General features: G+C 71.1%; 15 protein-coding genes. 4 read left to right on the top strand and 11 right to left on the bottom strand.

Annotated elements, in window-relative coordinates; translation table 11 throughout:
- Positions 1-22: 22 nt before the first annotated feature.
- From SY2F82_RS04025 to SY2F82_RS04015, 3 genes are read right to left on the bottom strand one after another with little or no spacing between them, the layout of a single operon-like run.
- Positions 23-1969, bottom strand: a complete 1947-nt coding sequence (locus SY2F82_RS04025) for a substrate-binding domain-containing protein (RefSeq protein WP_200417504.1) — start codon at positions 1967-1969, stop codon at positions 23-25.
- Positions 1959-3488 (bottom strand): sugar ABC transporter ATP-binding protein, encoded by a 1530-nt coding sequence (locus tag SY2F82_RS04020; protein WP_200417503.1) that lies wholly within the window; start codon positions 3486-3488, stop codon positions 1959-1961. The genes SY2F82_RS04025 and SY2F82_RS04020 overlap by 11 nt, the downstream gene beginning before the upstream one ends.
- Positions 3485-4525, bottom strand: a complete 1041-nt coding sequence (locus tag SY2F82_RS04015; RefSeq protein ID WP_200417502.1) for a LacI family DNA-binding transcriptional regulator — start codon at positions 4523-4525, stop codon at positions 3485-3487. Before SY2F82_RS04015 ends, SY2F82_RS04020 begins: the two co-directional genes overlap by 4 nt.
- Before the next feature lie 347 nt (positions 4526-4872).
- Here SY2F82_RS04015 and SY2F82_RS04010 point away from each other — a divergent pair, with 347 nt between their 5' ends.
- Positions 4873-7152 carry an ATP-dependent RecD-like DNA helicase gene (locus tag SY2F82_RS04010; RefSeq protein ID WP_200417501.1) on the top strand — a complete coding sequence of 760 codons (2280 nt, stop codon included), beginning with the start codon at positions 4873-4875 and terminating at the stop codon, positions 7150-7152.
- A gap of 253 nt (positions 7153-7405) precedes the next feature.
- Positions 7406-8695, top strand: coding sequence for a citrate synthase (locus SY2F82_RS04005; protein ID WP_200417500.1), 1290 nt, complete (start codon positions 7406-7408; stop codon positions 8693-8695).
- Positions 8696-9507: 812 nt separating this feature from the next.
- Here the strand turns inward: SY2F82_RS04005 and SY2F82_RS04000 are convergent.
- Both SY2F82_RS04000 and SY2F82_RS03995 read right to left on the bottom strand, forming a co-directional pair.
- Positions 9508-11772, bottom strand: a complete 2265-nt coding sequence (locus tag SY2F82_RS04000; RefSeq protein ID WP_200417499.1) for a cation-translocating P-type ATPase — start codon at positions 11770-11772, stop codon at positions 9508-9510.
- Between the two features lie 86 nt (positions 11773-11858).
- Complete coding sequence (locus SY2F82_RS03995; RefSeq protein WP_200417498.1) at positions 11859-12098, bottom strand: heavy-metal-associated domain-containing protein; 240 nt, start codon at positions 12096-12098, stop codon at positions 11859-11861.
- A 237-nt stretch (positions 12099-12335) separates the two neighbouring features.
- Here SY2F82_RS03995 and SY2F82_RS03990 point away from each other — a divergent pair, with 237 nt between their 5' ends.
- The gene (locus tag SY2F82_RS03990) at positions 12336-13379 is read left to right on the top strand and encodes a zinc-dependent alcohol dehydrogenase family protein (RefSeq protein ID WP_200417497.1); all 1044 of its coding nucleotides are present in this window, start codon (positions 12336-12338) and stop codon (positions 13377-13379) included.
- A 79-nt stretch (positions 13380-13458) separates the two neighbouring features.
- On the opposite strand, the gene SY2F82_RS03985 is transcribed toward SY2F82_RS03990, so the two are convergent.
- The 4 genes from SY2F82_RS03985 to SY2F82_RS03970 all read right to left on the bottom strand — a co-directional run bounded on the left by SY2F82_RS03985 (position 13459) and on the right by SY2F82_RS03970 (position 15781).
- Positions 13459-13659 carry an AlpA family transcriptional regulator gene (locus SY2F82_RS03985; RefSeq protein ID WP_200417496.1) on the bottom strand — a complete coding sequence of 67 codons (201 nt, stop codon included), beginning with the start codon at positions 13657-13659 and terminating at the stop codon, positions 13459-13461.
- A gap of 344 nt (positions 13660-14003) precedes the next feature.
- Complete coding sequence (locus SY2F82_RS03980; protein ID WP_200417495.1) at positions 14004-14681, bottom strand: chaplin; 678 nt, start codon at positions 14679-14681, stop codon at positions 14004-14006.
- Between the two features lie 136 nt (positions 14682-14817).
- Positions 14818-15051 (bottom strand): chaplin, encoded by a 234-nt coding sequence (locus tag SY2F82_RS03975; RefSeq protein WP_236041102.1) that lies wholly within the window; start codon positions 15049-15051, stop codon positions 14818-14820.
- Positions 15052-15370: 319 nt separating this feature from the next.
- The gene (locus tag SY2F82_RS03970; protein ID WP_200417494.1) at positions 15371-15781 is read right to left on the bottom strand and encodes a rodlin; all 411 of its coding nucleotides are present in this window, start codon (positions 15779-15781) and stop codon (positions 15371-15373) included.
- 254 nt (positions 15782-16035) lie between these two features.
- Here SY2F82_RS03970 and SY2F82_RS03965 point away from each other — a divergent pair, with 254 nt between their 5' ends.
- Positions 16036-16443, top strand: coding sequence for a rodlin (locus tag SY2F82_RS03965; protein ID WP_374707117.1), 408 nt, complete (start codon positions 16036-16038; stop codon positions 16441-16443).
- A gap of 120 nt (positions 16444-16563) precedes the next feature.
- Here the strand turns inward: SY2F82_RS03965 and SY2F82_RS03960 are convergent, their stop codons facing one another.
- Positions 16564-17427 (bottom strand): ABC transporter permease, encoded by an 864-nt coding sequence (locus tag SY2F82_RS03960; protein ID WP_200417492.1) that lies wholly within the window; start codon positions 17425-17427, stop codon positions 16564-16566.
- On the bottom strand, positions 17424-20069 hold the full coding sequence (locus SY2F82_RS03955; RefSeq protein ID WP_200417491.1) for an alpha/beta fold hydrolase: 2646 nt from the start codon (positions 20067-20069) through the stop codon (positions 17424-17426). The genes SY2F82_RS03960 and SY2F82_RS03955 overlap by 4 nt, the downstream gene beginning before the upstream one ends.
- Positions 20070-20080: the final 11 nt, after the last annotated feature.

Raw genomic sequence — 20080 nt, 5'->3', positions numbered from 1 at the left:
CGTGGCGACCGGACGGGGCGGGTCAGCCGGTGAACCCGGCCACGTTCTCCTTCGTGACCACCTTCACCGGCACCATGACCGTTTCCTCGACCTTCTTGCCCTGAGCGGCCCGCAGCGCGTTGTCGATCGCGATCCGGCCCAGCTGCGAAGGCTGCTGCGCCACCGACGCGTACAGCGTGCCCGCCTTGACCGCGGCGAGTCCGTCCGGCTCACCGTCGAAGCCGACGACCTGGACGGACTTCCCGGCCTTCGACCCCAGCGCCTTGATCGCGCCGAGCGCCATCTCGTCGTTCTCGGCGAAGACGCCCTGGATGTCCGGGTGGGCCTGGAGCAGGTTCGTCATCACGTCGAGGCCCTTGGTGCGGTCGAAGTCGGCGGGCTGCTTGGCGACGACCTGGATGCCCGGGTAGGCCTTCAGGCCCTCGGCGAAGCCCGCGCCGCGCTCACGGCTCGCGGACGTGCCGGCCAGACCCTGCAGGATCACGATCTTGCCCTTGCCGCCGAGCTTCTCGGCCAGCGCCTCGGCGCCCAGCTTGCCGCCCTCGACGTTGTCGGAGGCGACCAGCGCGGCCGTCTTCGCCTTGTTGACGCCGCGGTCGACGCCCACGACGGGGACGCCCGCCTTGTTCGCGGCCCGCACCGCCGGGCCCGCGGCGTCCGAGTCCACCGGGTTGACGACGATCGCGCCGAGGCCCGAGCTGGTGAAGTTCTGCAACTGGTTGGCCTGCTGCGAGGCGTCGTTCTGCGCGTCCGTGACGGTCAGGTCGACGCCCAGCTTCTTCGCCTCCGCCTGCGCGCCCTGCTTGATCTGCACGAAGAAGGGGTTGTTGAGGGTGGACAGCGACAGGCCCACCTTCGGCGTGGTGGAGGACGAGCCGCCGTGCAGGAAGGACATCCCGCCCACCACGGCCACCGCGACCACGGCCGCGAGCGCGTACGTCAGCGTCTGCCGGCCCCGGCCGCCCGGAGAGGTGCCGGCGGCCACGGGGGTGGCCCCGGCCTTGCGGCGCACGGTGTCCAGGAGCACCGCCAGGGCGATGACGACACCGATGACGACCTGCTGCCAGAAGGCGGACACCGACAGGAGGTTGAGGCCGTTGCGCAGCACCGCCAGGATCAGCGCGCCGATCAGCGTGCCCGACGCCTTGCCGGTGCCGCCCGCGAGGGAGGCGCCGCCGATGACCACCGCGGCGATCGCGTCCAGCTCGTAACCGTTGGCGGCCTGAGGCTGCGCGGAGGAGAGGCGCGCGGCGAGCACGATGCCCGCGGCCGCGGCGAACAGACCCGACAGCGCGTAGATCGCGATCTTCTGCTTCTTCACCCGAAGACCCGACAGACGGGCCGCTTCCTCGTTGCCGCCGATCGCGTACATGGAACGGCCGATGTACGTGCGGCCGAGGACGAACGCGGTGATCAGGCCCATGACGACCATGACGAGGACCGGCACGGGCAGCCAGCCGCCCAGCGTGTCACCGAGGTGCGAGACCGAGTTCGGGAACGCGATCGGGGAGCCCTGCGAGATGACCAGCGACAGACCACGGCCCACCGACAGCATGGCGAGCGTCGCGATGAACGGCGGGAGCTTCCCGTACGAGATCAGGATGCCGTTGACGAGTCCGGCGGCGAGGCCGGTCGCGATCGCGAGGATCACCGCTGTCGCGACGGGGACGCCCGCCGACGTGGCGCTCCAGGCCAGGACGGTGGCCGACAGCGCGGCGACCGAACCCACCGACAGGTCGATGCCCGCCGAGACGATCACGAAGGTGACGCCGAAGGCGAGGATGGCCGTGACGGCCGCCTGGACGCCGATGTTGAGGAGGTTGTCGGTCGTCAGGAAGTCGCCGGACAGCGCCGACATCGCGATGACCAGGACGATCAGCGCGGTGAGCGCGCCGTTGTCGAGCAGGAGTCTGCGGACCCCCGTGGCGCCACCGGCGCCCGCTGTGCTCTTGAGCGTGTCAGTGGCCACGGGTGGCCTCCATTTCGTTCACAGACGTGGTGGGTGTGCTGACGGCGAGCGCCATGACGGAGTCCTGCGTCGCCTCGTCGGCGGAGAGTTCGCCCGCGATCCGGCCCTGGGCCATCACCAGCACCCGGTCGCTCATGCCGAGCACCTCGGGCAGATCGCTGGAGATCATCAGGACGGCGGCGCCCGCGGCCGTGAGTTCGTTGATCAGTTGGTAGATCTCGACCTTGGCGCCGACGTCGATACCGCGCGTCGGCTCGTCGAGGATGAGCACCTTGGTGTTCGCCAGGAGCCACTTGCCGATGACGACCTTCTGCTGGTTGCCACCGGAGAGCGTGCGCACGTGCTGCCCGAGACCGGCCATCCGCACGCGCAGCTGGTCGGCGACCTTGGCCGCGGCGGCGTGCTGCCCCTTGCGGTCGACGAGCCCGCCGCGGGTCGCGGCCCGCATGGTCACGAGTCCGAGGTTCTCCTCGATGGACGCGTCCAGGACGAGACCCTGGCCCTTGCGGTCCTCGGGCACGAGCCCGATCCCGGCCTCCAGCGCGGCGTTCACGTCGTACCGGCGCACCTGAGTGCCGGCGACGCGCACGGCTCCCCTGTCATAGGGATCGGCGCCGAACACCGCCCGTACGACCTCCGTACGGCCGGCCCCCACCAGCCCCGCGATGCCGACGACCTCACCGGCCCGCACCTCGAACGACACGTCGTGGAAGACCCCGTCCCGGGTGAGCCCCTCGACGGTGAGCAACGCCGCGCCGGTGTCGGGCCGTTCGCGTGGGTACTGCTGCTCGATCGACCGTCCCACCATGAGGCGCACGAGCTCGTCCTCGGGCGTGGAGGCGGGCACCTGCCCGACGCTCCTGCCGTCGCGGATCACGGTCACCCGGTCCCCGAGGGCGGCGATCTCCTCCAGATGGTGGGTGATGAAGACGATGCCGACGCCGTCCTCGCGCAGCGCGCGCACGATGGCGAACAGCTTCTCGACCTCTTCGGAGGTGAGCACGGCCGTCGGCTCGTCCATGATGAGCACGCGCGCGTTCAGGCTGAGCGCCTTCGCGATCTCGACCATCTGGAGCCGGGCGATGCCCAGTTCACGCACCCGCGCGCGGGGAGACACGTGCACACCGACGCGTTCGAGGAGTGCGGCGGCGTCGGCCTCCATCTTCTTGCGGTCGATCATGCCGAAGCGGCGCGGCTGGCGGCCCAGGAAGATGTTCTCGGCGACGGTCAGGTCGGGAACGAGGTTGAACTCCTGGTAGATGGTGGCGATCCCGAGGCGCTCGGAGTCCTGCGCACCGTGGATGCGCACCTCCTCGCCGCCGACCAGGATCCGCCCCGCGTCGGGGCGGTAGGCGCCGGAGAGCATCTTGATGAGGGTGCTCTTGCCCGCGCCGTTCTCACCGAGCAGCACGTGCACCTCGCCGCGGCGCAGATCGAAGTCGACGCCGTCGAGCGCGACCACGCCGGGGAAGGTCTTGCGTATGCCTTCGATGCGCAGCAACTCGTCAGGGTTGCTCACGACTGGCTCCTTTGTACGGGGAACTGCACAGCGGGGGCCTGTGCAGGCGGCTCGCCGCACGAGCGGCGTACGACGAGACGGGCGGGGAGGGTGACGGACTCGGGGTGCCGCCCCTCGATGCGGTCGACCAGCGCGCGCACGGCGGCGCGTCCCAGCCGGCCGGTGGGCTGGGCGATCGCGGTGATCGGAGGATCGGTGTGCACGAACCACGGGATGTCGTCGAACGCGGCGAGCGCGATGTCGTCCGGCACCCGCAGGCCGCGCGCCCGGACGGCGTCCAGCGCGCCGAGCGCCATCAGGTTGTCGGCGGCGAACACGACCTCGGGCGGCTCGGCCAGGTCGAGGAACCGCTCGGTGGCCCGGCGCCCGCTCTCGACCTGGAAGTCGCCCTGGCCGATGTAGGTGTCCGGCAGGGGGAGCCCGTACTCGGCCAGGGCCTCGCGGAAGGCCTCGACGCGCTCCCGGCCGGTCGTGGTCGCCGCCGGGCCGGCGATGATCGCGAGCCGCCGGTGGCCGAGCCCGTGCAGATGACGGACGAGGTCGTGGACGGCGGCGCGGCCGTCGGAGCGTACGACGGGTACGTCGACGCCCGCGATCCACCGGTCCACGAAGACCATCGGGGTGCCGGCCCGCGCAGCGTCCAGCATGAGCGGCGACCCGCCGTCCGTCGGGGAGACGAGCAGTCCGTCGATCCGCCGGTCCAGCAGGGTCCGCACATGGTGGTCCTGGAGGTCGGGCCGCTCGTCGGCGTTGCCGATGATCACGCTGTAGCCGAGGGCGCGGGCCTCCTCCTCGACGGAGCGGGCCAGATGGGTGAAGTAGGGGTTGAGTACGTCGCTGATGACCAGGCCGAGGGTGTGGGTCTGGTCGGTGCGCAGGGACCGGGCGACGGCGTTCGGGCGGTAGCCCAGCGCCTCGACGGCGGCCAGCACACGGGTGCGTGCCTCGGCGCTGACCGACGGGTGGTCGTTCAGGACGCGCGACACCGTGGCGACGGAGACCCCCGCCTCGGCGGCGACGTCCTTGATGCTCGCCATCGCCGGACCACCTCCTTGTGAGTCCGTGGAATCGTTTTCACGACTGACAAAGAGGATTGGAAACGATTACATTCCCCCCTTCAAGGGGTGGGGCGAGGGCGAGACCGGATTGTGACCTGTGTGACGGGGGTCACTTGAGGCGGGCGGGGTCATGGGGCAGCGCAGTCGACAGCGGCGCGGTCGGTTCGGCGGCCGTCAACCTCCGTGGAGCGGCCGGTGGTTGAGGGAAGCCGCCGTGTGACGCCGCGTCAGGGGAGCGTGCCCGGCCAGGAGCTGAACTCCTGGGTGCTCACCGTGGTCCGCCCCACCCGGCCCCGTCTGTCACACCCCGGCGGTAGCGTCGGATCATGACCAAGGAGGCCAGTCGGGCAGGGCAGGCGGCCGACGCCGGGGAGCGGCGGCTCGCCGTGCTGGAAGGTGTGCTCGAGCGGATCACGTACGCCAACGAGGAGAACGGGTACACCGTCGCCCGCGTCGACACCGGCCGCGGCGGTGGTGACCTGCTCACCGTCGTCGGTGCGCTCCTCGGTGCGCAGGTGGGCGAGTCGCTGCGGATGGAGGGGCGCTGGGGGTCGCACCCCCAGTACGGGCGGCAGTTCACGGTGGAGAACTACACGACCGTCCTCCCGGCCACCGTCCAGGGCATCCGCCGCTACCTCGGGTCCGGACTCGTCAAGGGCATCGGCCCCGTCTTCGCCGACCGGATCACCCAGCACTTCGGGCTGGACACCCTGAAGATCATCGAGGAGGAGCCCGAGCGGCTCATCGAGGTCCCCGGCCTCGGCCCCAAGCGCACCAAGAAGATCGCCGACGCCTGGGAGGAGCAGAAGGCGATCAAGGAGGTCATGCTCTTCCTGCAGACCGTCGAGGTGTCCACCTCCATCGCCGTCCGCATCTACAAGAAGTACGGCGACGCCTCCATCTCCGTCGTCAAGAACCAGCCCTACCGCCTCGCCGCCGACGTCTGGGGCATCGGCTTCCTCACCGCCGACCGCATCGCCCAGTCCGTCGGCATCCCGCACGACAGTCCCGAGCGCGTCAAGGCCGGCCTGCAGTACGCCCTGTCGCAGTCCGCCGACCAGGGGCACTGCTACCTCCCGGAGGAGCAGCTCATCGCCGACGCCGTGAAACTCCTCCAGGTCGACACCGGCCTCGTCATCGAGTGCCTCGCAGAGCTGGCGGAGCCACCGGAGGACGGCGACGACCCCGGTGTCGTACGGGAGAAGGTGCCCGGCCCGGACGGAGGCGACCCCGTCACCGCCGTCTACCTGGTCCCCTTCCACCGCGCCGAACTCTCCCTCTCCGCCCAGCTGCTGCGCCTCCTGCGCACGCAGGAGGACCGGATGCCCGGCTTCCGGGACGTGGCCTGGGACAAGGCCCTGGGCTGGCTCAAGGGGCGTACGGGGGCCGAACTGGCGCCCGAGCAGGAGCAGGCCGTACGGCTCGCGCTGACCGAGAAGGTCGCCGTCCTGACCGGCGGCCCCGGCTGCGGCAAGTCGTTCACCGTACGGTCGATCGTCGAGCTGGCCCGGGCCAAGCGGGCCAAGGTCGTGCTCGCCGCGCCCACCGGCCGTGCCGCCAAGCGCCTGTCCGAGCTGACCGGCGCCGAGGCCTCCACCGTCCACCGGCTGCTGGAGCTGAAGCCCGGCGGCGACGCGGCGTACGACAGGGACCGCCCGCTCGACGCCGACCTGGTCGTCGTCGACGAGGCCTCCATGCTCGACCTCCTGCTCGCCAACAAGCTGGTCAAGGCCGTGCCGCCCGGTGCCCACCTCCTCTTCGTCGGCGACGTCGACCAGCTGCCGAGCGTGGGAGCCGGCGAGGTCCTGAGGGACCTGCTCGCCGACGGCAGCCCGATCCCGGCCGTCCGGCTCACCCGCGTGTTCCGCCAGGCCCAGCAGTCCGGTGTCGTCACCAACGCGCACCGCATCAACGCCGGACAGCATCCCCTCACCGACGGCCTGAAGGACTTCTTCCTCTTCGTCGAGGACGACACCGAGGCCGCCGGACGGCTCACCGTGGACGTGGCGGCCCGGCGGATCCCGGCCCGCTTCGGCCTCGACCCGCGCCGCGACGTGCAGGTGCTCGCGCCCATGCACCGCGGACCCGCAGGCGCGGGCACCCTCAACGGCCTGCTCCAGCAGGCGATCACCCCCGCCCGCCCCGACCTGCCCGAGAAGCGGTTCGGCGGCCGCGTCTTCCGCGTCGGCGACAAGGTGACCCAGATTCGCAACAATTACGAGAAGGGGAAGAACGGCGTCTTCAACGGCACCGTCGGCGTGGTCACCGCGCTCGACCCGGTCGATCAGAGCCTGACGGTGCTGACGGACGAGGACGAGGAGGTGGCGTACGAGTTCGACGAGCTCGACGAGCTGGCCCACGCCTACGCGGTGACGATCCACCGCTCACAGGGAAGCGAGTATCCGGCGGTGGTCATCCCGGTCACCACCGGAGCCTGGATGATGCTCCAGCGGAACCTGCTCTACACCGCGGTCACCCGGGCCAAGAAGCTGGTCGTGCTCGTCGGTTCACGCAAGGCGATCGGTCAGGCGGTGCGTACGGTGTCGGCCGGCCGCCGCTGCACGGCACTGGACTTCAGGCTGTCGCCGCGGCCCCTGGAGAGCTGAGCACCTCCCGTCCTCGGCACCCCGCCACCGCCCACCCCGGTCATCGAAAAAAATGATCGATCAAATGAGTCGCGAAGGTCACAGAGCACTTCCGGAACGGGTCGGAGGGGGGCAGGATGAGCAGGTTGACGGCACTCAGTGCCGCCGATGAGCCCAACGGCCGACCCCGAGTGCACTCTCCTGCGCCAAATGGGGGATGGTAGAGACAGTCAGGGCACCTCGAAGATGAGGCACTACGTCGGTGAGGGAAGACGTGAGCGACAACTCTGTAGTACTGCGGTACGACGGCAACGAGTACACCTACCCGGTGGTCGACAGCACCGTCGGTGACAAGGGCTTCGACATCGGGAAGCTCCGCGCCCAGACCGGTCTGGTGACCCTGGACAGCGGCTACGGCAACACCGCCGCCTACAAATCCGCCATCACCTACCTCGACGGCGAGGAGGGCATCCTCCGGTACCGCGGCTACCCGATCGAGCAGCTGGCCGAGCGCTCCACCTTCCTGGAGGTCGCCTACCTGCTGATCAACGGCGAGCTGCCCACGGTCGACGAGCTCTCCGCCTTCAAGAACGACATCACGCAGCACACCCTGCTGCACGAGGACGTCAAGAACTTCTACAAGGGCTTCCCCCGCGACGCCCACCCGATGGCCATGCTGTCCTCGGTGGTCTCCGCGCTGTCCACGTTCTACCAGGACAGCCACAACCCGTTCGACGAGAAGCAGCGCAACCTCTCCACCATCCGCCTGCTCGCCAAGCTCCCGACGATCGCGGCGTACGCCTACAAGAAGTCGATCGGTCACCCGTTCGTCTACCCGCGCAACGACCTCGGCTACGTCGAGAACTTCCTGCGCATGACCTTCTCGGTCCCCGCGCAGGAGTTCGAGCTGGACCCGGTCGTCGTGTCCGCGCTCGACAAGCTGCTGATCCTGCACGCCGACCACGAGCAGAACTGTTCGACCTCCACGGTCCGCCTGGTGGGCTCCTCGCAGGCGAACATGTTCGCCTCGATCTCGGCCGGCATCAACGCGCTCTGGGGCCCGCTGCACGGTGGCGCCAACCAGTCCGTCCTGGAGATGCTCGAGGGCATCCGCGACTCCGGAAACGACGTCGACACCTTCATCCGCAAGGTGAAGAACAAGGAGGACGGCGTCCGCCTGATGGGCTTCGGCCACCGGGTCTACAAGAACTTCGACCCGCGCGCCAAGATCATCAAGGCCGCCGCGCACGACGTCCTCTCCGCCCTGGGCAAGGAGGACGAGCTCCTCGACATCGCGCTCAAGCTGGAGGAGCACGCGCTGTCCGACGACTACTTCGTCGAGCGCAAGCTCTACCCGAACGTGGACTTCTACACCGGCCTGATCTACCGCGCCATGGGCTTCCCGACCGAGATGTTCACGGTCCTGTTCGCCCTCGGCCGCCTGCCGGGCTGGATCGCCCAGTGGCACGAGATGATCAAGGAGCCGGGCTCCCGCATCGGCCGCCCGCGCCAGATCTACACCGGTGTGGTCGAGCGCGACTTCGTCCCGGTCGAGGAGCGCTGAGACCTGCCGGTGTGGGGTGCCGGGTGTCTGGTGCCCCGCCCGCCGGTTTCGGTGGCTCCGGTCGGTGTGTCGGCTTGGGGTGGCGTGGGCTTCTGGGTCGGCCGGGGGTCCGGGGGTTGCCCCCGGGTCGGCACGGTCACCGGTGTGGTCGAGCGCGACTTCGTCCCGGTCGAGGAGCGCTGAGCGGCGCTGCCGCGTAGCTGTCGTACGTACCCATGGCGTACGCCGTCTTCGTAGAACGGCGTACGCCGCGCGCTCCGCGCACATGAGCCGGAAAAGCAGAAGGCGCCCCGGCGCCGGTCCCCCCACGGGCCGACGACCAGGGCGCCTTCCCATGTCCCGGTGCGGATTCCCCCCACGGGATCCGGCCGGGCGCCTGCGGGACAGCGCCTGAATCGCTGTGAGCAAAACGAGCAGAACTCGGCATACCACTGCGGTGCGGTCTGCCGGGACGCGTACGGACGGGAGGGCCGCTCAAAGCTCCCCGGTGTACGTGCCCCGGCAACGCAGTTTCCCGGGGACGTCCCCCAAGACATCCCCAGATGTCAGTCGCGCCCCCCAAGACGCTTCCGACATCGCCAACTTAGACCCACGAACCCTTCCGCTGGTTACGTTCACGTCACTGTGATCTGTGTCTCTTGCGCACCTCCTGAAGATGCGCAAGAGCCTCGACACGTTGATCGAGGCCCCAGCGTAAGGATGATGCGCGGGCCTTGTGAAGAGCTTATGTGAGGCTCGCTTCCGACTCTAGAGGGACTCTTACCGCCCCGTCCCGGGAACCGCGCGCCGAGGCCGGTGTCCCCGCGGTCCCCTCACGAGAACGCCCGCAGCCGCAGGCTGTTCGTGACCACGAACACCGACGAGAAGGCCATGGCCGCACCCGCGATCATCGGGTTGAGGAAGCCCGCCGCGGCCAGCGGCAGGGCGGCCACGTTGTACCCGAAGGCCCACGCCAGGTTCCCCTTGATCGTGGCGAGCGTGCGCCGTGACAACCGGATCGCGTCCGCGGCCACCCGCAGGTCCCCGCGCACCAGCGTCAGATCGCTCGCCTCGATCGCCGCGTCCGTCCCGGTGCCCATGGCCAGGCCCAGATCGGCGGTGGCGAGGGCGGCCGCGTCGTTGACGCCGTCGCCGACCATGGCGACGGTCCGCCCCTCGCCCTGGAGCCGCCGGACGACGTCGACCTTGTCCTCGGGCAGCACCTCGGCGATCACGTCCGCGCCGTCGATGCCGACGGCCCGCGCCACCGCCTCGGCCACCGCCCGGTTGTCCCCGGTCAGCAGCACCGGCCGCAGCCCCAGCGCGCGCAGGTCCCGTACGGCTTCGGCGCTGGTCTCCTTGACCGCGTCGGCCACGGTGACGACACCCAGTGCCACCCCGTCCCGGACGACCACCACGGCCGTACGTCCCTGCGTCTCGGCCCCGGCCTTGGCGCCGGCCAGCGGCTCCGGGAGCGCGCCGGGGAAGCGGCCCACCGTGACCTCGTGTCCCTCGACGCGGCCGCGCACGCCGAGTCCGGGCACGTTCTCGAAGTGCTCCGGCGCCGGAAGGTCGCCGAGGCGCTCCTGAGCGCCTTCCGCGACCGCCCGGGCGATCGGGTGCTCGGAGGCGTGTTCCAGGGCCCCTGCGAGCCGCAGAACCTCCTTCTCGTCGCTGTCCTCGGCGGCGTACACCTCCTGGAGCGTCATCCGGCCGGTGGTCACCGTTCCGGTCTTGTCCAGGACCACGGTGTCGACCCGCCGTGTGGACTCCAGCACCTCCGGACCCTTGATCAGGATGCCGAGCTGGGCGCCGCGGCCCGTGCCGACCATCAGGGCGGTCGGGGTGGCGAGGCCCAGTGCGCACGGGCAGGCGATGATCAGCACCGCGACCGCCGCGGTGAAGGCGGCGACGGTGTCCCCGGTGACGCCGAGCCACACCCCGAAGGTGCCGAGGGCGATCAGCAGCACCACGGGCACGAAGATCCCGGAGATGCGGTCGGCGAGGCGCTGCACCTCCGCCTTGCCGTTCTGCGCGTCCTCCACGAGCCGCGCCATCCGCGCGAGCTGGGTGTCCGCGCCGACCCGGGTCGCCTCGACCACCAGGCGGCCGCCGACGTTCACGGTCGCGCCTGTCACGGAATCGCCCACCGCCACATCGACCGGCACCGACTCGCCGGTGAGCATGGACGCGTCGACCGCGGAGGCGCCCTCCACGACGGTCCCGTCGGTGGCGATCTTCTCCCCGGGCCGGACCACGAACCGGTCGCCGACGGCCAGCCGCGCCACCGGAACGCGTACCTCACGTCCCTCCCGCAGCACGGAAACGTCCTTCGCGCCCAGTTCGAGCAGCGCCTTCAGGGCCGCGCCCGCGCGCCGCTTGGAGCGGGCCTCCAGGTAGCGTCCGAGCAGGATGAACGCGACGACACCGGCGGCCACCTCGAGGTAGATCGTGGACGCCCCGTCGGTACGGGAGACGGTGAGCTCGAAGCCGTGGCGCATGCCCGGCATGCCCGCGTGCCCCCAGAACAGCGCCCACAGCGACCAGCCGAAGGCGGCGAGCGTGCCGACCGAGACGAGCGTGTCCATGGTGGCCGCGCCGTGCCGGGCATTGGTGAACGCCGCCTTGTGGAACGGCAGACCGCCCCATACGACGACGGGTGCGGCGAGGGTGAGCGAGAGCCACTGCCAGTTGTCGAACTGAAGGGCCGGAACCATCGCGAGCAGCACGACGGGCAGGGCGAGCAGCGCGGAGACGGTCAGGCGCCGGCGGAGAGAGGCGAGCTCCGGGTCTTCTTCGAGCCCCGAGGGCTCCTCGGTCCCGGCGGGCCGTTCCGGCTGCGGCGGCGGGGGTTCCTCGGCGGAGTAGCCGGTCTTCACCACCGTGGCGATCAGATCGGCGACCTCGATCCCCTCCGGGTAGGAGATCTTCGCCTTCTCCGTCGCGAAGTTGACCGTGGCGGTGACGCCGTCCATCCGGTTGAGCTTCTTCTCGACACGGGCCGCGCAGGAGGCGCAGGTCATGCCGCCGATCGTGAGCTCGACCTCGGAACGCGCGGTCGTGTCGTTTATCGGGGCTGGTGCTGTGGTGCTGGTCATGTCCGGACTCCAGACAACGGACCGGGCCGTGCGGAGCCAGTATCAGCTGGTCGGTACGGCTCGGTGCGGTGGGCGATGCCGGTGGTTCAGGCCTTGCCGACGAGCTCGAAGCCCGCCTCGTCGACCGCGGCGCGCACCGCCTCGTCGTCGAGGGGGACGGCGGAGACGACCGTCACCTCGCCGGTGGACGCGACGGCGGTGACCGAGGTGACGCCGTCGATGCCGGAGATCTCGCCGGAGACGGAGCCTTCACAGTGCCCGCAGCTCATCCCGCTCACCTTGTAGACGGTCGTCACGGAACCCGGGGTGTCGGTCTGCGCGGTCATGGCATTACTCCTCAGGGAGGCGTGTGTGGCTTACGAGAATCACACTATACCCCCTGGGGGTACCCGACGAGGGGAGGTGGGGGCGCATCGGCGGGGCGCGTTCCGTTCGGCCGCCGTCGGCGGGTCGCATCTCGCGGACGCGGAGGAGGCCCGGGGCACGGGGCACGGGCGGGGCACTAGCGTTCGACAGGAGACGATCCGGGGCAGGGATCGCGGACATGGCGGAGGGTCGGTCGTATGCGTGCGGTGGTGTTCGAGCGGTACGGGGAGCGGGCCGAGGTGCGCGAGGTGGCGGACCCGGAACCGTCAGAGCACGGGGCCGTGGTGCGGGTCGAGGCGACGGGGCTGTGCCGCAGCGACTGGCACGGCTGGATGGGGCACGACCCGGACGTCACGCTCCCGCACGTGCCCGGCCATGAACTCGCCGGTGTGGTCGAGGCGGTCGGCCCCGGGGTGAGGCGCTGGCGGCCCGGCGACCGGGTCACGGTGCCGTTCGTCTGCGCCTGTGGCAGCTGTCCGTCCTGTGCGGCGGGCGACCAGCAGGTGTGCGAGCGGCAGACCCAGCCCGGGTTCACGCACTGGGGGTCCTTCGCACAGTACGTGGCGCTGGAGCACGCGGACGTGAACCTGGTCGCGGTGCCGGAGGAGATGTCGTTCCGGACGGCGGCGGCGCTCGGGTGCCGGTTCGCCACGGCGTTCCGGGCGGTCGTCCAGCAGGGGCGGCCTGCCGCGGGGGAGTGGGTCGCCGTGCACGGCTGCGGGGGTGTCGGGCTGTCGGCGGTGATGATCGCGGCGGCCGCGGGGACGCGGGTCGTGGCCGTGGACCTGTCGCCCCAGGCCCTCGAGCTGGCACGGAAGTTCGGCGCGGCGGAGTGTGTGAACGCGACGGGCACCGACGACACGGCCGAAGCGGTCCGCGCCCTGACCGGCGGCGGCGCCCACGTCTCCCTCGACGCGCTCGGCTCGCCGGCGACGTGCGCCGCGTCGGTGAACGGACTGCGCCGCCGCGGACGCCACGTCCAGGTCGGCCTGCTGCCCTCCTCCGACGGCACCACCCCCGTCCCCATGTCGCGGGTGATCGCCCTGGAACTGGAGATCCTCGGCAGTCACGGCATGGCGGCCCACACGTATCCGGCGATGCTGGAGCTGGTCCGGTCCGGCGCCGTGCGCCCCGACCTCCTGGTCACGTCGGCCATCCCGCTGGCCGCGTCCCCCGAGGCACTGGCGGCCATGGGTACGGCACCGGGGCAGGGAGTGACGGTCGTCGAGCCGTGGCGCTGAGCCGGCCGGCCACCGGCGGCGAGAGCCGAGTGGCCCGCCCCGACCGGGACGGGCCACTCGCAGGCACCGGGGGAGGCCGTCAGGGCTCTCCGCGGCCGCGGTTGCCCGGGCGGGAGGCCACCCAGGCCCGGACGGTGTCGGCGTACCAGTAGGGCTTTCCGCCCTCCACATGGTCCGGTGGGGGAAGCAGCCCGTGCTTGCGATAGGACCTGACGGTGTCCGGCTGCACGCGGATGTGGGCGGCGATCTCCTTGTAGGACCAGAGGCGACGGTCCGTCATCTTCAAGCACCTCCTCGCGCACGCCACGGCGGCGACCGGGGGGAGGTCGTCGGGGGAGCCGGGCCCGCGCTGGCGATCACAAAGCCTGTGCCGGGTCAACGACCCGCGACGCGCACGGGAAAGGGCCTGTGAACCGGCTGTGACAGAAGGCCCGCACAGCCGGGACATGCGTGACCGGAGGGAGTTCTTTGTGACACGGGTGGCGCATCGGGCGCCAGTGCCCCTCGGCTGAACGGCCCAGGGGCGGCGCCCGGAGTGGACGCCGCCCCTGGGCGGTGAACTGAGGGAGTGACGCCTGAACGACGGCACGGGTGCCGGACGCGGGACGCACGGCACCCGGCGCGCTACCGGCGGGAGGTGACCCGCCCCCGTCGGTACAGGATGAGCCCGCCGGTCAGCATGGCGACGCTGACGGCCGAGGCCGCGAGGAGGCCCTCACTGCCGGTCTCCGCCAGGGCGGGCAGGGTGTGCGAGGCCGCCACGGGCTGCACGCCGGCCCGCGGGATGTCCGTCTGCGGGACACCTGCCTGGGGCGGCAGCGTTCCTGTCGGCGGGGTCGTCCCGGTGCCCGGCGTCTGGGGCGTCGCCCCGGAACCCGGAGGGTTCGTGGTGCCGGACCCGGGCGGGGTGCTCGAGGTGCCGGACCCGGGCGGGGTGCTCGGGGTGCCGGACCCGGGCGGGGTGCTCGGGGTGCCGGAACCGTTGCCGCGCGGTGGCGTCTGCACCGGGACGGTCGGTGTGGGGGCGGGGGTCACGGGTGCAGGGGATGCCATGGCGCCCCGGCCGTTGGCACAGGCGTTGCCGAACGCCGGGTTCAGCACGGCGATCACGTTGACCGTGTTGCCGCAGACATTGACGGGGACGTTCACGGGGGCCTGGACGGTGTTGCCGGACGCGAGGCCCGGTGATCCGGACGTCGAGCCGTCGGCGGTCGAGTCGGCGAACACCGGGCTGCCGCACAGGGACAGAATGCCCGTCGCGGCGGCCGCCGCGACCATTCCCCTGCTCAGGGTCTGTCGCAATCTCGTTGTCTTCCTGCTGGTAGAGGTGGGAGAAGTGGTAAAGCCGGCCCTGGAACCGAGAAGAGCAGTCCAAGGCCGGCTGTGACACAGCCGGACGGCTGGTGTGCGACGACCTCAGCCGCGCGCGGCCATGGCGTCAGGTGTTGGAGCACGCGTTGCCGGCTGTGGGGTTCAGCAGCGCGATGATGTTGAGGCTGTTGCCGCAGACGTTGACGGGCACGTGCACGGGAACCTGGATGACGTTCCCGGACAGGACACCCGGGGAGTTGCTTGCGGACGCGTCGGCTCCGGAGTCCGCCATGGCCGGCGCGGCCATTCCCAGAGCCATGATGGCGCCGGCCACGACGGCGGCGCTCTTCTTGTGCTTCACGGAGTTTCCCTTCTGTGCGGTCGTGCCCCTGTGACGGCCGAGACCGAGCGAGCACGGCTTGAAACGGCTCGCCGCACGACCTGCATCTGTGAAACGAGGAATGGACGGCCGAAGCAACTCCCTGGCGCGGGCCGCCGCGCAATTCACCCGAACGCCGATCGTGAATACACACGAAAGGCGGGGCGAGCCGTCGGCGTGGCTTCGTGCGATCGAAAGCCATTCGGGAGGAGGCCGGGAAAAGGAGAATGTGCCGACGACCGCCCGCGTCCGGGCCGCCCGAAGATGCGAAAGCGGGCGGCCGACCGGTGCGCGAAGACGGTCAGCTGTTGCCGGTTCCGTTCGCGGACAGGACCGGAACGTCGTCCACGATGTGCGACAGCGGCTCGTCGCCCTTGGTCTGGGTGGAGTTCTCGGTGCACTGCTGGTTCTGCGGAGCCGACAGGACCGGGACGTCCTGCACGGCGACCGGCACCAGGCCGACGAGTGAACCGGCGTTGGCCTTGGCCGGCACACCGAGGCAGAGCTTGTTCAGTGAGCCCTGCACCAGGGACATCTGCGGGCTCATGGCGCCCGAGGTCGCCGCGTTGCCGAACGACTCCGAGATGGTGTTCGAGTTGGTGGACGTGGTCCCGGTGTCGTCGCCGAGCGCCAGCGCCTGCGGAGCGGCCGCCGCCGAGACACCCACCACGGAAGCCGCGACCGCTGCCGCGGCCATCGCCTTCTTGAACATGTCGGTTCCTTTCCTGACAGAAGACACGTGTTCCTGCTCTGCGACCAACCCGGAACCCTTGAATTGGTTTCGGCCGTTCACCCGGTCGGGCCCGTTCCGCGGGCAGTAATTCTGGAAATACGCGCCCGGCATACGGATCCGCTTGCACCTCTCGATATCGGCCATCGGAGTGAAGGGGAGCAACCATGACACCGTGCGGCAGTTGTCCAGAGCGCTCCGGTGGACGGGGTTTCTCCAGAAGGGACTAGCAAGTGATGAAGAGGTTCATGGCCGCCGCGGCGGTCGCTGCTTCCGTGGTGGGCGTCTCGGCGGCGGCCGCTCCCCAGGCGCTGGCGGTCGGCAACGACACCGGGACGACGTCCACCAACGGCAACACCTCGACGCAGCAGTACGGCAACTCGGCCACCTACGGCGCCATGAGCCCCCAGATGGCGCTCGTCCAGGGCTCGCTGAACAAGCCCTGTGTCGGTCTGCCGGCGAAGGTCAACGCCGGTTCGCTCGTCGGTGTCGTGCCGGTCGGCGTGCAGGACATCCCCGTCCTGTCGGCGTCGCAGAACCAGCAGTGCACCGAGAACTCCACCCAGGCCAAGGGCGACGAGCCGCTGTCGCACATCCTGGACAACGTTCCGGTCCTGTCCGCGAACGGCACCAACAACGGCTGAGTCCGGGGCATCCGGCGCACGAGGAGCGGCCCGCCGAGCGATTCGGCGGGCCGCTCCTTCGTATGCGCTCCGGTCACTCGGCTCCGGGGATCTCCGGCTGTCCTGGTGCCGCAACGGGCGCTAGGAGACGACGTCCTTGCGGGCGAAACCGCGGAACGCCAGGGCGAACAGCACGAGCGCGTACGTCACCGAGATCGCCGTGCCCTGGACCATGCCGGCCCACTCCGGCTGGGTCTGCACCGCGTCGGCCCAGGCGAACTGCCAGTGCGCCGGCAGGAAGTCGCGCCAGTGGCCGAGAGCGGTGACCGCGTCCAGCACGTTCCCCACGATGGTGAGCCCGACCGCGCCGCCCACCGCGCCCAGCGGGGCGTCCGTCTTCGTCGACAGCCAGAACGCGAGCCCGGCGGTGACCAGTTGGGACACGAAGATGTACGCCACCACGACGACGAGCCGCTGGGCCGCCGTGCCCGGGGAGAGGGAGCCGCCGGTCGGTATCTCCAGCGGCCCCCAGCCGTAGGCGGTCGTACCCACCGCGAGCGCGACGACGGGCAGCAGCACCATGGCCGCGAGGCTCATGCCGAGTCCCACCGCGAGCTTGGACCACAGCAGGCGGGCGCGGGGCACGGGTGCCGCGAGCAGATAGCGCAGCGAGGACCAGCTCGCCTCCGAGGCGACCGTGTCGCCGCAGAACAGGGCCACCGGGATGACCAGCAGGAACCCGGCGGAGACGAACAGGTTCACCGCGGCGAAGTTGGCACCCGACGCGGTCGCCGTGTCCATCAGCGTCACCTGGCCGTTGCGTGAGCCCGGGTCGCCGCCGATGGCGAACGCGACGGCCAGCACGAACGGCAGCAGGGCCAGGATGGCCCCCATCACGAGGGTGCGGCGCCGCTTCAACTGCCGCACGAGTTCCACGCGCAGCGGCAGCGTCCGCCGCGCCCGGTACCCGTCGGCCGTCTCCGCCCGCTCGGCGAGCGTACTCATGCCGAACCTCCGATCAGGGTCAGGAAGGCGTCCTCCAGACGCCGGTGGGGGCCCACGGACTCCACGGGGACGTCCAGCCGCACCAGCTCCGCGACCAGCCGCCGGGCGCTGCCGCCCGTGTCGAGCCGGACCAGCAGCCCGTCCTCCGTGCGCACCACCGAGGCCACGCCCGGCAGCGCGCCCACCTTCTCGACGAGGGGCTCCTCCACGGGTGCGGTGGTGCCGACGAGCAGGGTGTCGCCCGAGCCGACGATCTCCTTGACCGGGCCCGCCTGGAGCAGTCGGCCGCGGTCCATGACCACCAGGTGGGTGCAGGACTGCTCGACCTCCGCCAGCAGGTGGCTGGAGACGATGACCGTGCGGCCGCCCGCCGCGTACCGGATCATGACCTGGCGCATCTCGCGGATCTGCGGCGGGTCCAGGCCGTTGGTCGGCTCGTCCAGGATCAGCAGGTCCGGCAGGCCGAGCATCGCCTGGGCGATGGCGAGGCGCTGCCGCATGCCCTGGGAGTACGTGCGCACCGCGCGCTCCAGCGCGTCGCCGAGCCCCGCGATCTCGAGCGCCTCGTCCAGGTGCGCGTCCTCGGCCGGGCGGCCCGTGGCCCGCCAGTACAGCTCCAGATTCTCCCGGCCGGACAGGTGCGGCAGGAAGCCGGCGCCCTCCACGAAGGCCCCGACCCGTGACAGCACCGGGGCACCGGGGCGCACCGCATGCCCGAAGACGCGGATCTCGCCGCCGTCCGGCCGGATCAGGCCCATCAGCATGCGCAGCGTGGTCGTCTTGCCCGCGCCGTTCGGCCCCAGCAGGCCCAGCACCTGTCCCTTCTCCACGCGGAAGGACAGGTCCCTGACGGCGTACCGCTCCGCCGACTTCGCGTACCGCTTGCTCAGGCCGGTGATCTGCAGCGGCACCTCCGCCAGCGCCGGGTCGGGCGCCGGTGCCGTCGTACGGCGGCGGGCCGTGAGCAGCAGGGCCGCCGCGACGACCGCTCCGGTCACCGGCAGCCACCACACCCAGGAGGGAAGCGGGGCCGCAGCGGTCGCGACCCCGGGTGCCGTCGGCACCTTCAGTCCGCTCTTCAGGGAGACCGTGTACATGGCGGGTGCGGTCGGGGAGGCGTAGCCGAGGTCCGTGGAGGCGAGGACCAGCCGAAGCCGGTGTCCCTTCTGGACCTCGTGGTCGACGGCGGGCAGGGTCAGCGTGACGTCCTTGCCGGTCCTGGCTCCCTCCACCCGGACGGGGGCGACCAGTTGCGACGGCAGTACCGGCTGTCCCCTGCCGGGGCCGACGTCGTACACCTTGCCGAACAGCACGGCGTCGTCGCTCGTCGAGGTGACATGCACCGTCACGGTCGGCGAGCCGGTGATCCACAGGTCCTGGCGCACGGGACGCGAGTCGAACTGCGCGTACTGTCCGGGGAAGTCGAGTGACACCCCGACGCCCAGCGACGACAGCTGGGCGAGGCCGCCCGAGCCGCCGAGGCCGGGGAGGGCGGAGACCGCGGGCGGGGTGGCCCCGGCCGGGTTGGCGAAGCGCTGCTGACGGCCGCTGAGCTCGACCGTCAGCTGCCCGCTCTCCAGCCCCGGGTACGAGGCGCCGCTCGCGCCCTTCAACTGGGCCGCACCGTCCGTGGAGTCGATGCCTCCGGTGCGGGTGATCCGGAAGGCGGGCCCCGTGTCGACGCCCTTGTCGCCCTTCAGATAGCGGTCGAACCAGGCGGTGTCACGGGCCTGCACGCGGCTGGTCTCCATGTCCCCGCCGTCGTGACCGCCCGCGATCCAGTCGACGTCCACCGGGGCGCCGTTGGCGCGGATCGCCCGGGCCGCCGCGTCCGCCTGGCCGAGCGGGAACAGCGAGTCGGACTGGCCCTGCACCAGCAGGGTGGGCACCTTGATGTCCTCGCCCACGGCGGACGGCGAACGCGCCTGGAGCAGGGCACGCGCCTCCGCGTCCGGCCTGCCGGACTCGGCGACCCGCTCGTACATCCGGCACAGCTCGGCGGTGAACTTCGCACAGCCGCCGCCGGAGTTCACGAAGACGCCGGCCCACAGCTTCTTGAACACGCCGTTCGGGAACAGGGCGTCCGCCAGGTTCCAGTACGTGATCGCCGGGGCGATGGCGTCCACCCGGTGGTCGTAGCCCGCGGCCAGCAGCGCGATCGCCCCGCCGTAGGAGGCACCGGCCATGCCCACCCGCGGATCGCCCGGCTTGTCCAGCTGGACCTCCGGCCGCTTCGCCAGCCAGTCGATGAGCCGGGAGACGTCGGCGACCTCGCCCTTCGGGTCGTTCAGCCCGATCTTTCCGGTGGACCTGCCGAAGCCGCGCGCCGACCAGGTCAGCACCGCGTACCCGTCCCGGGCGAGCGTGACCGCCTGGTCCTTCATGTCGTCCTTGCTGCCGCCGAAGCCGTGCGCGAGCAGGACGGCCGGGCGGCGGCCGGGGGATCCGGACGTGAAGAAAGAGGCGTCGATCCGTACTCCGCCGCCCATGTCCATGGCTCTGTCGGTGCGGTGTACGGCCGGCGCGTCGTCCGATGCGACGGCCGTCCACGTCCCGACGCCGGCCAGCACGAGGAGGGCCGCGACCACGGCGGCCACGGCCCCTCGGCGCAGCCCACGGAATGCGGGCAGTCGAAGATCCATGCGTCAACGGT

This window comes from Streptomyces sp. Y2F8-2 (assembly GCF_014905555.1).
GTDB lineage: Bacteria > Actinomycetota > Actinomycetes > Streptomycetales > Streptomycetaceae > Streptomyces > Streptomyces cynarae.
The sequence above is the reverse complement of the archived record's forward strand: the minus strand, read 5'-3'. Positions and strand labels throughout refer to the sequence as shown.

Bases quoted from the DNA above. Each gene is read 5' to 3' on its own strand.
- SY2F82_RS04015 (WP_200417502.1), bottom strand. From the start codon at position 4,525: ATGGCGAGCATCAAGGACGTCGCCGCCGAGGCGGGGGTCTCCGTCGCC.
- SY2F82_RS04010 (WP_200417501.1), top strand. From the start codon at position 4,873: ATGACCAAGGAGGCCAGTCGGGCAGGGCAGGCGGCCGACGCCGGGGAG.
- SY2F82_RS04000 (WP_200417499.1), bottom strand. From the start codon at position 11,772: ATGACCAGCACCACAGCACCAGCCCCGATAAACGACACGACCGCGCGT.
- SY2F82_RS03995 (WP_200417498.1), bottom strand. From the start codon at position 12,098: ATGACCGCGCAGACCGACACCCCGGGTTCCGTGACGACCGTCTACAAG.
- SY2F82_RS03990 (WP_200417497.1), top strand. From the start codon at position 12,336: ATGCGTGCGGTGGTGTTCGAGCGGTACGGGGAGCGGGCCGAGGTGCGC.
- SY2F82_RS03985 (WP_200417496.1), bottom strand. From the start codon at position 13,659: ATGACGGACCGTCGCCTCTGGTCCTACAAGGAGATCGCCGCCCACATC.
- SY2F82_RS03970 (WP_200417494.1), bottom strand. From the start codon at position 15,781: ATGTTCAAGAAGGCGATGGCCGCGGCAGCGGTCGCGGCTTCCGTGGTG.
- SY2F82_RS03965 (WP_374707117.1), top strand. From the start codon at position 16,036: ATGAAGAGGTTCATGGCCGCCGCGGCGGTCGCTGCTTCCGTGGTGGGC.
- SY2F82_RS03960 (WP_200417492.1), bottom strand. From the start codon at position 17,427: ATGAGTACGCTCGCCGAGCGGGCGGAGACGGCCGACGGGTACCGGGCG.
- SY2F82_RS03955 (WP_200417491.1), bottom strand. From the start codon at position 20,069: ATGGATCTTCGACTGCCCGCATTCCGTGGGCTGCGCCGAGGGGCCGTG.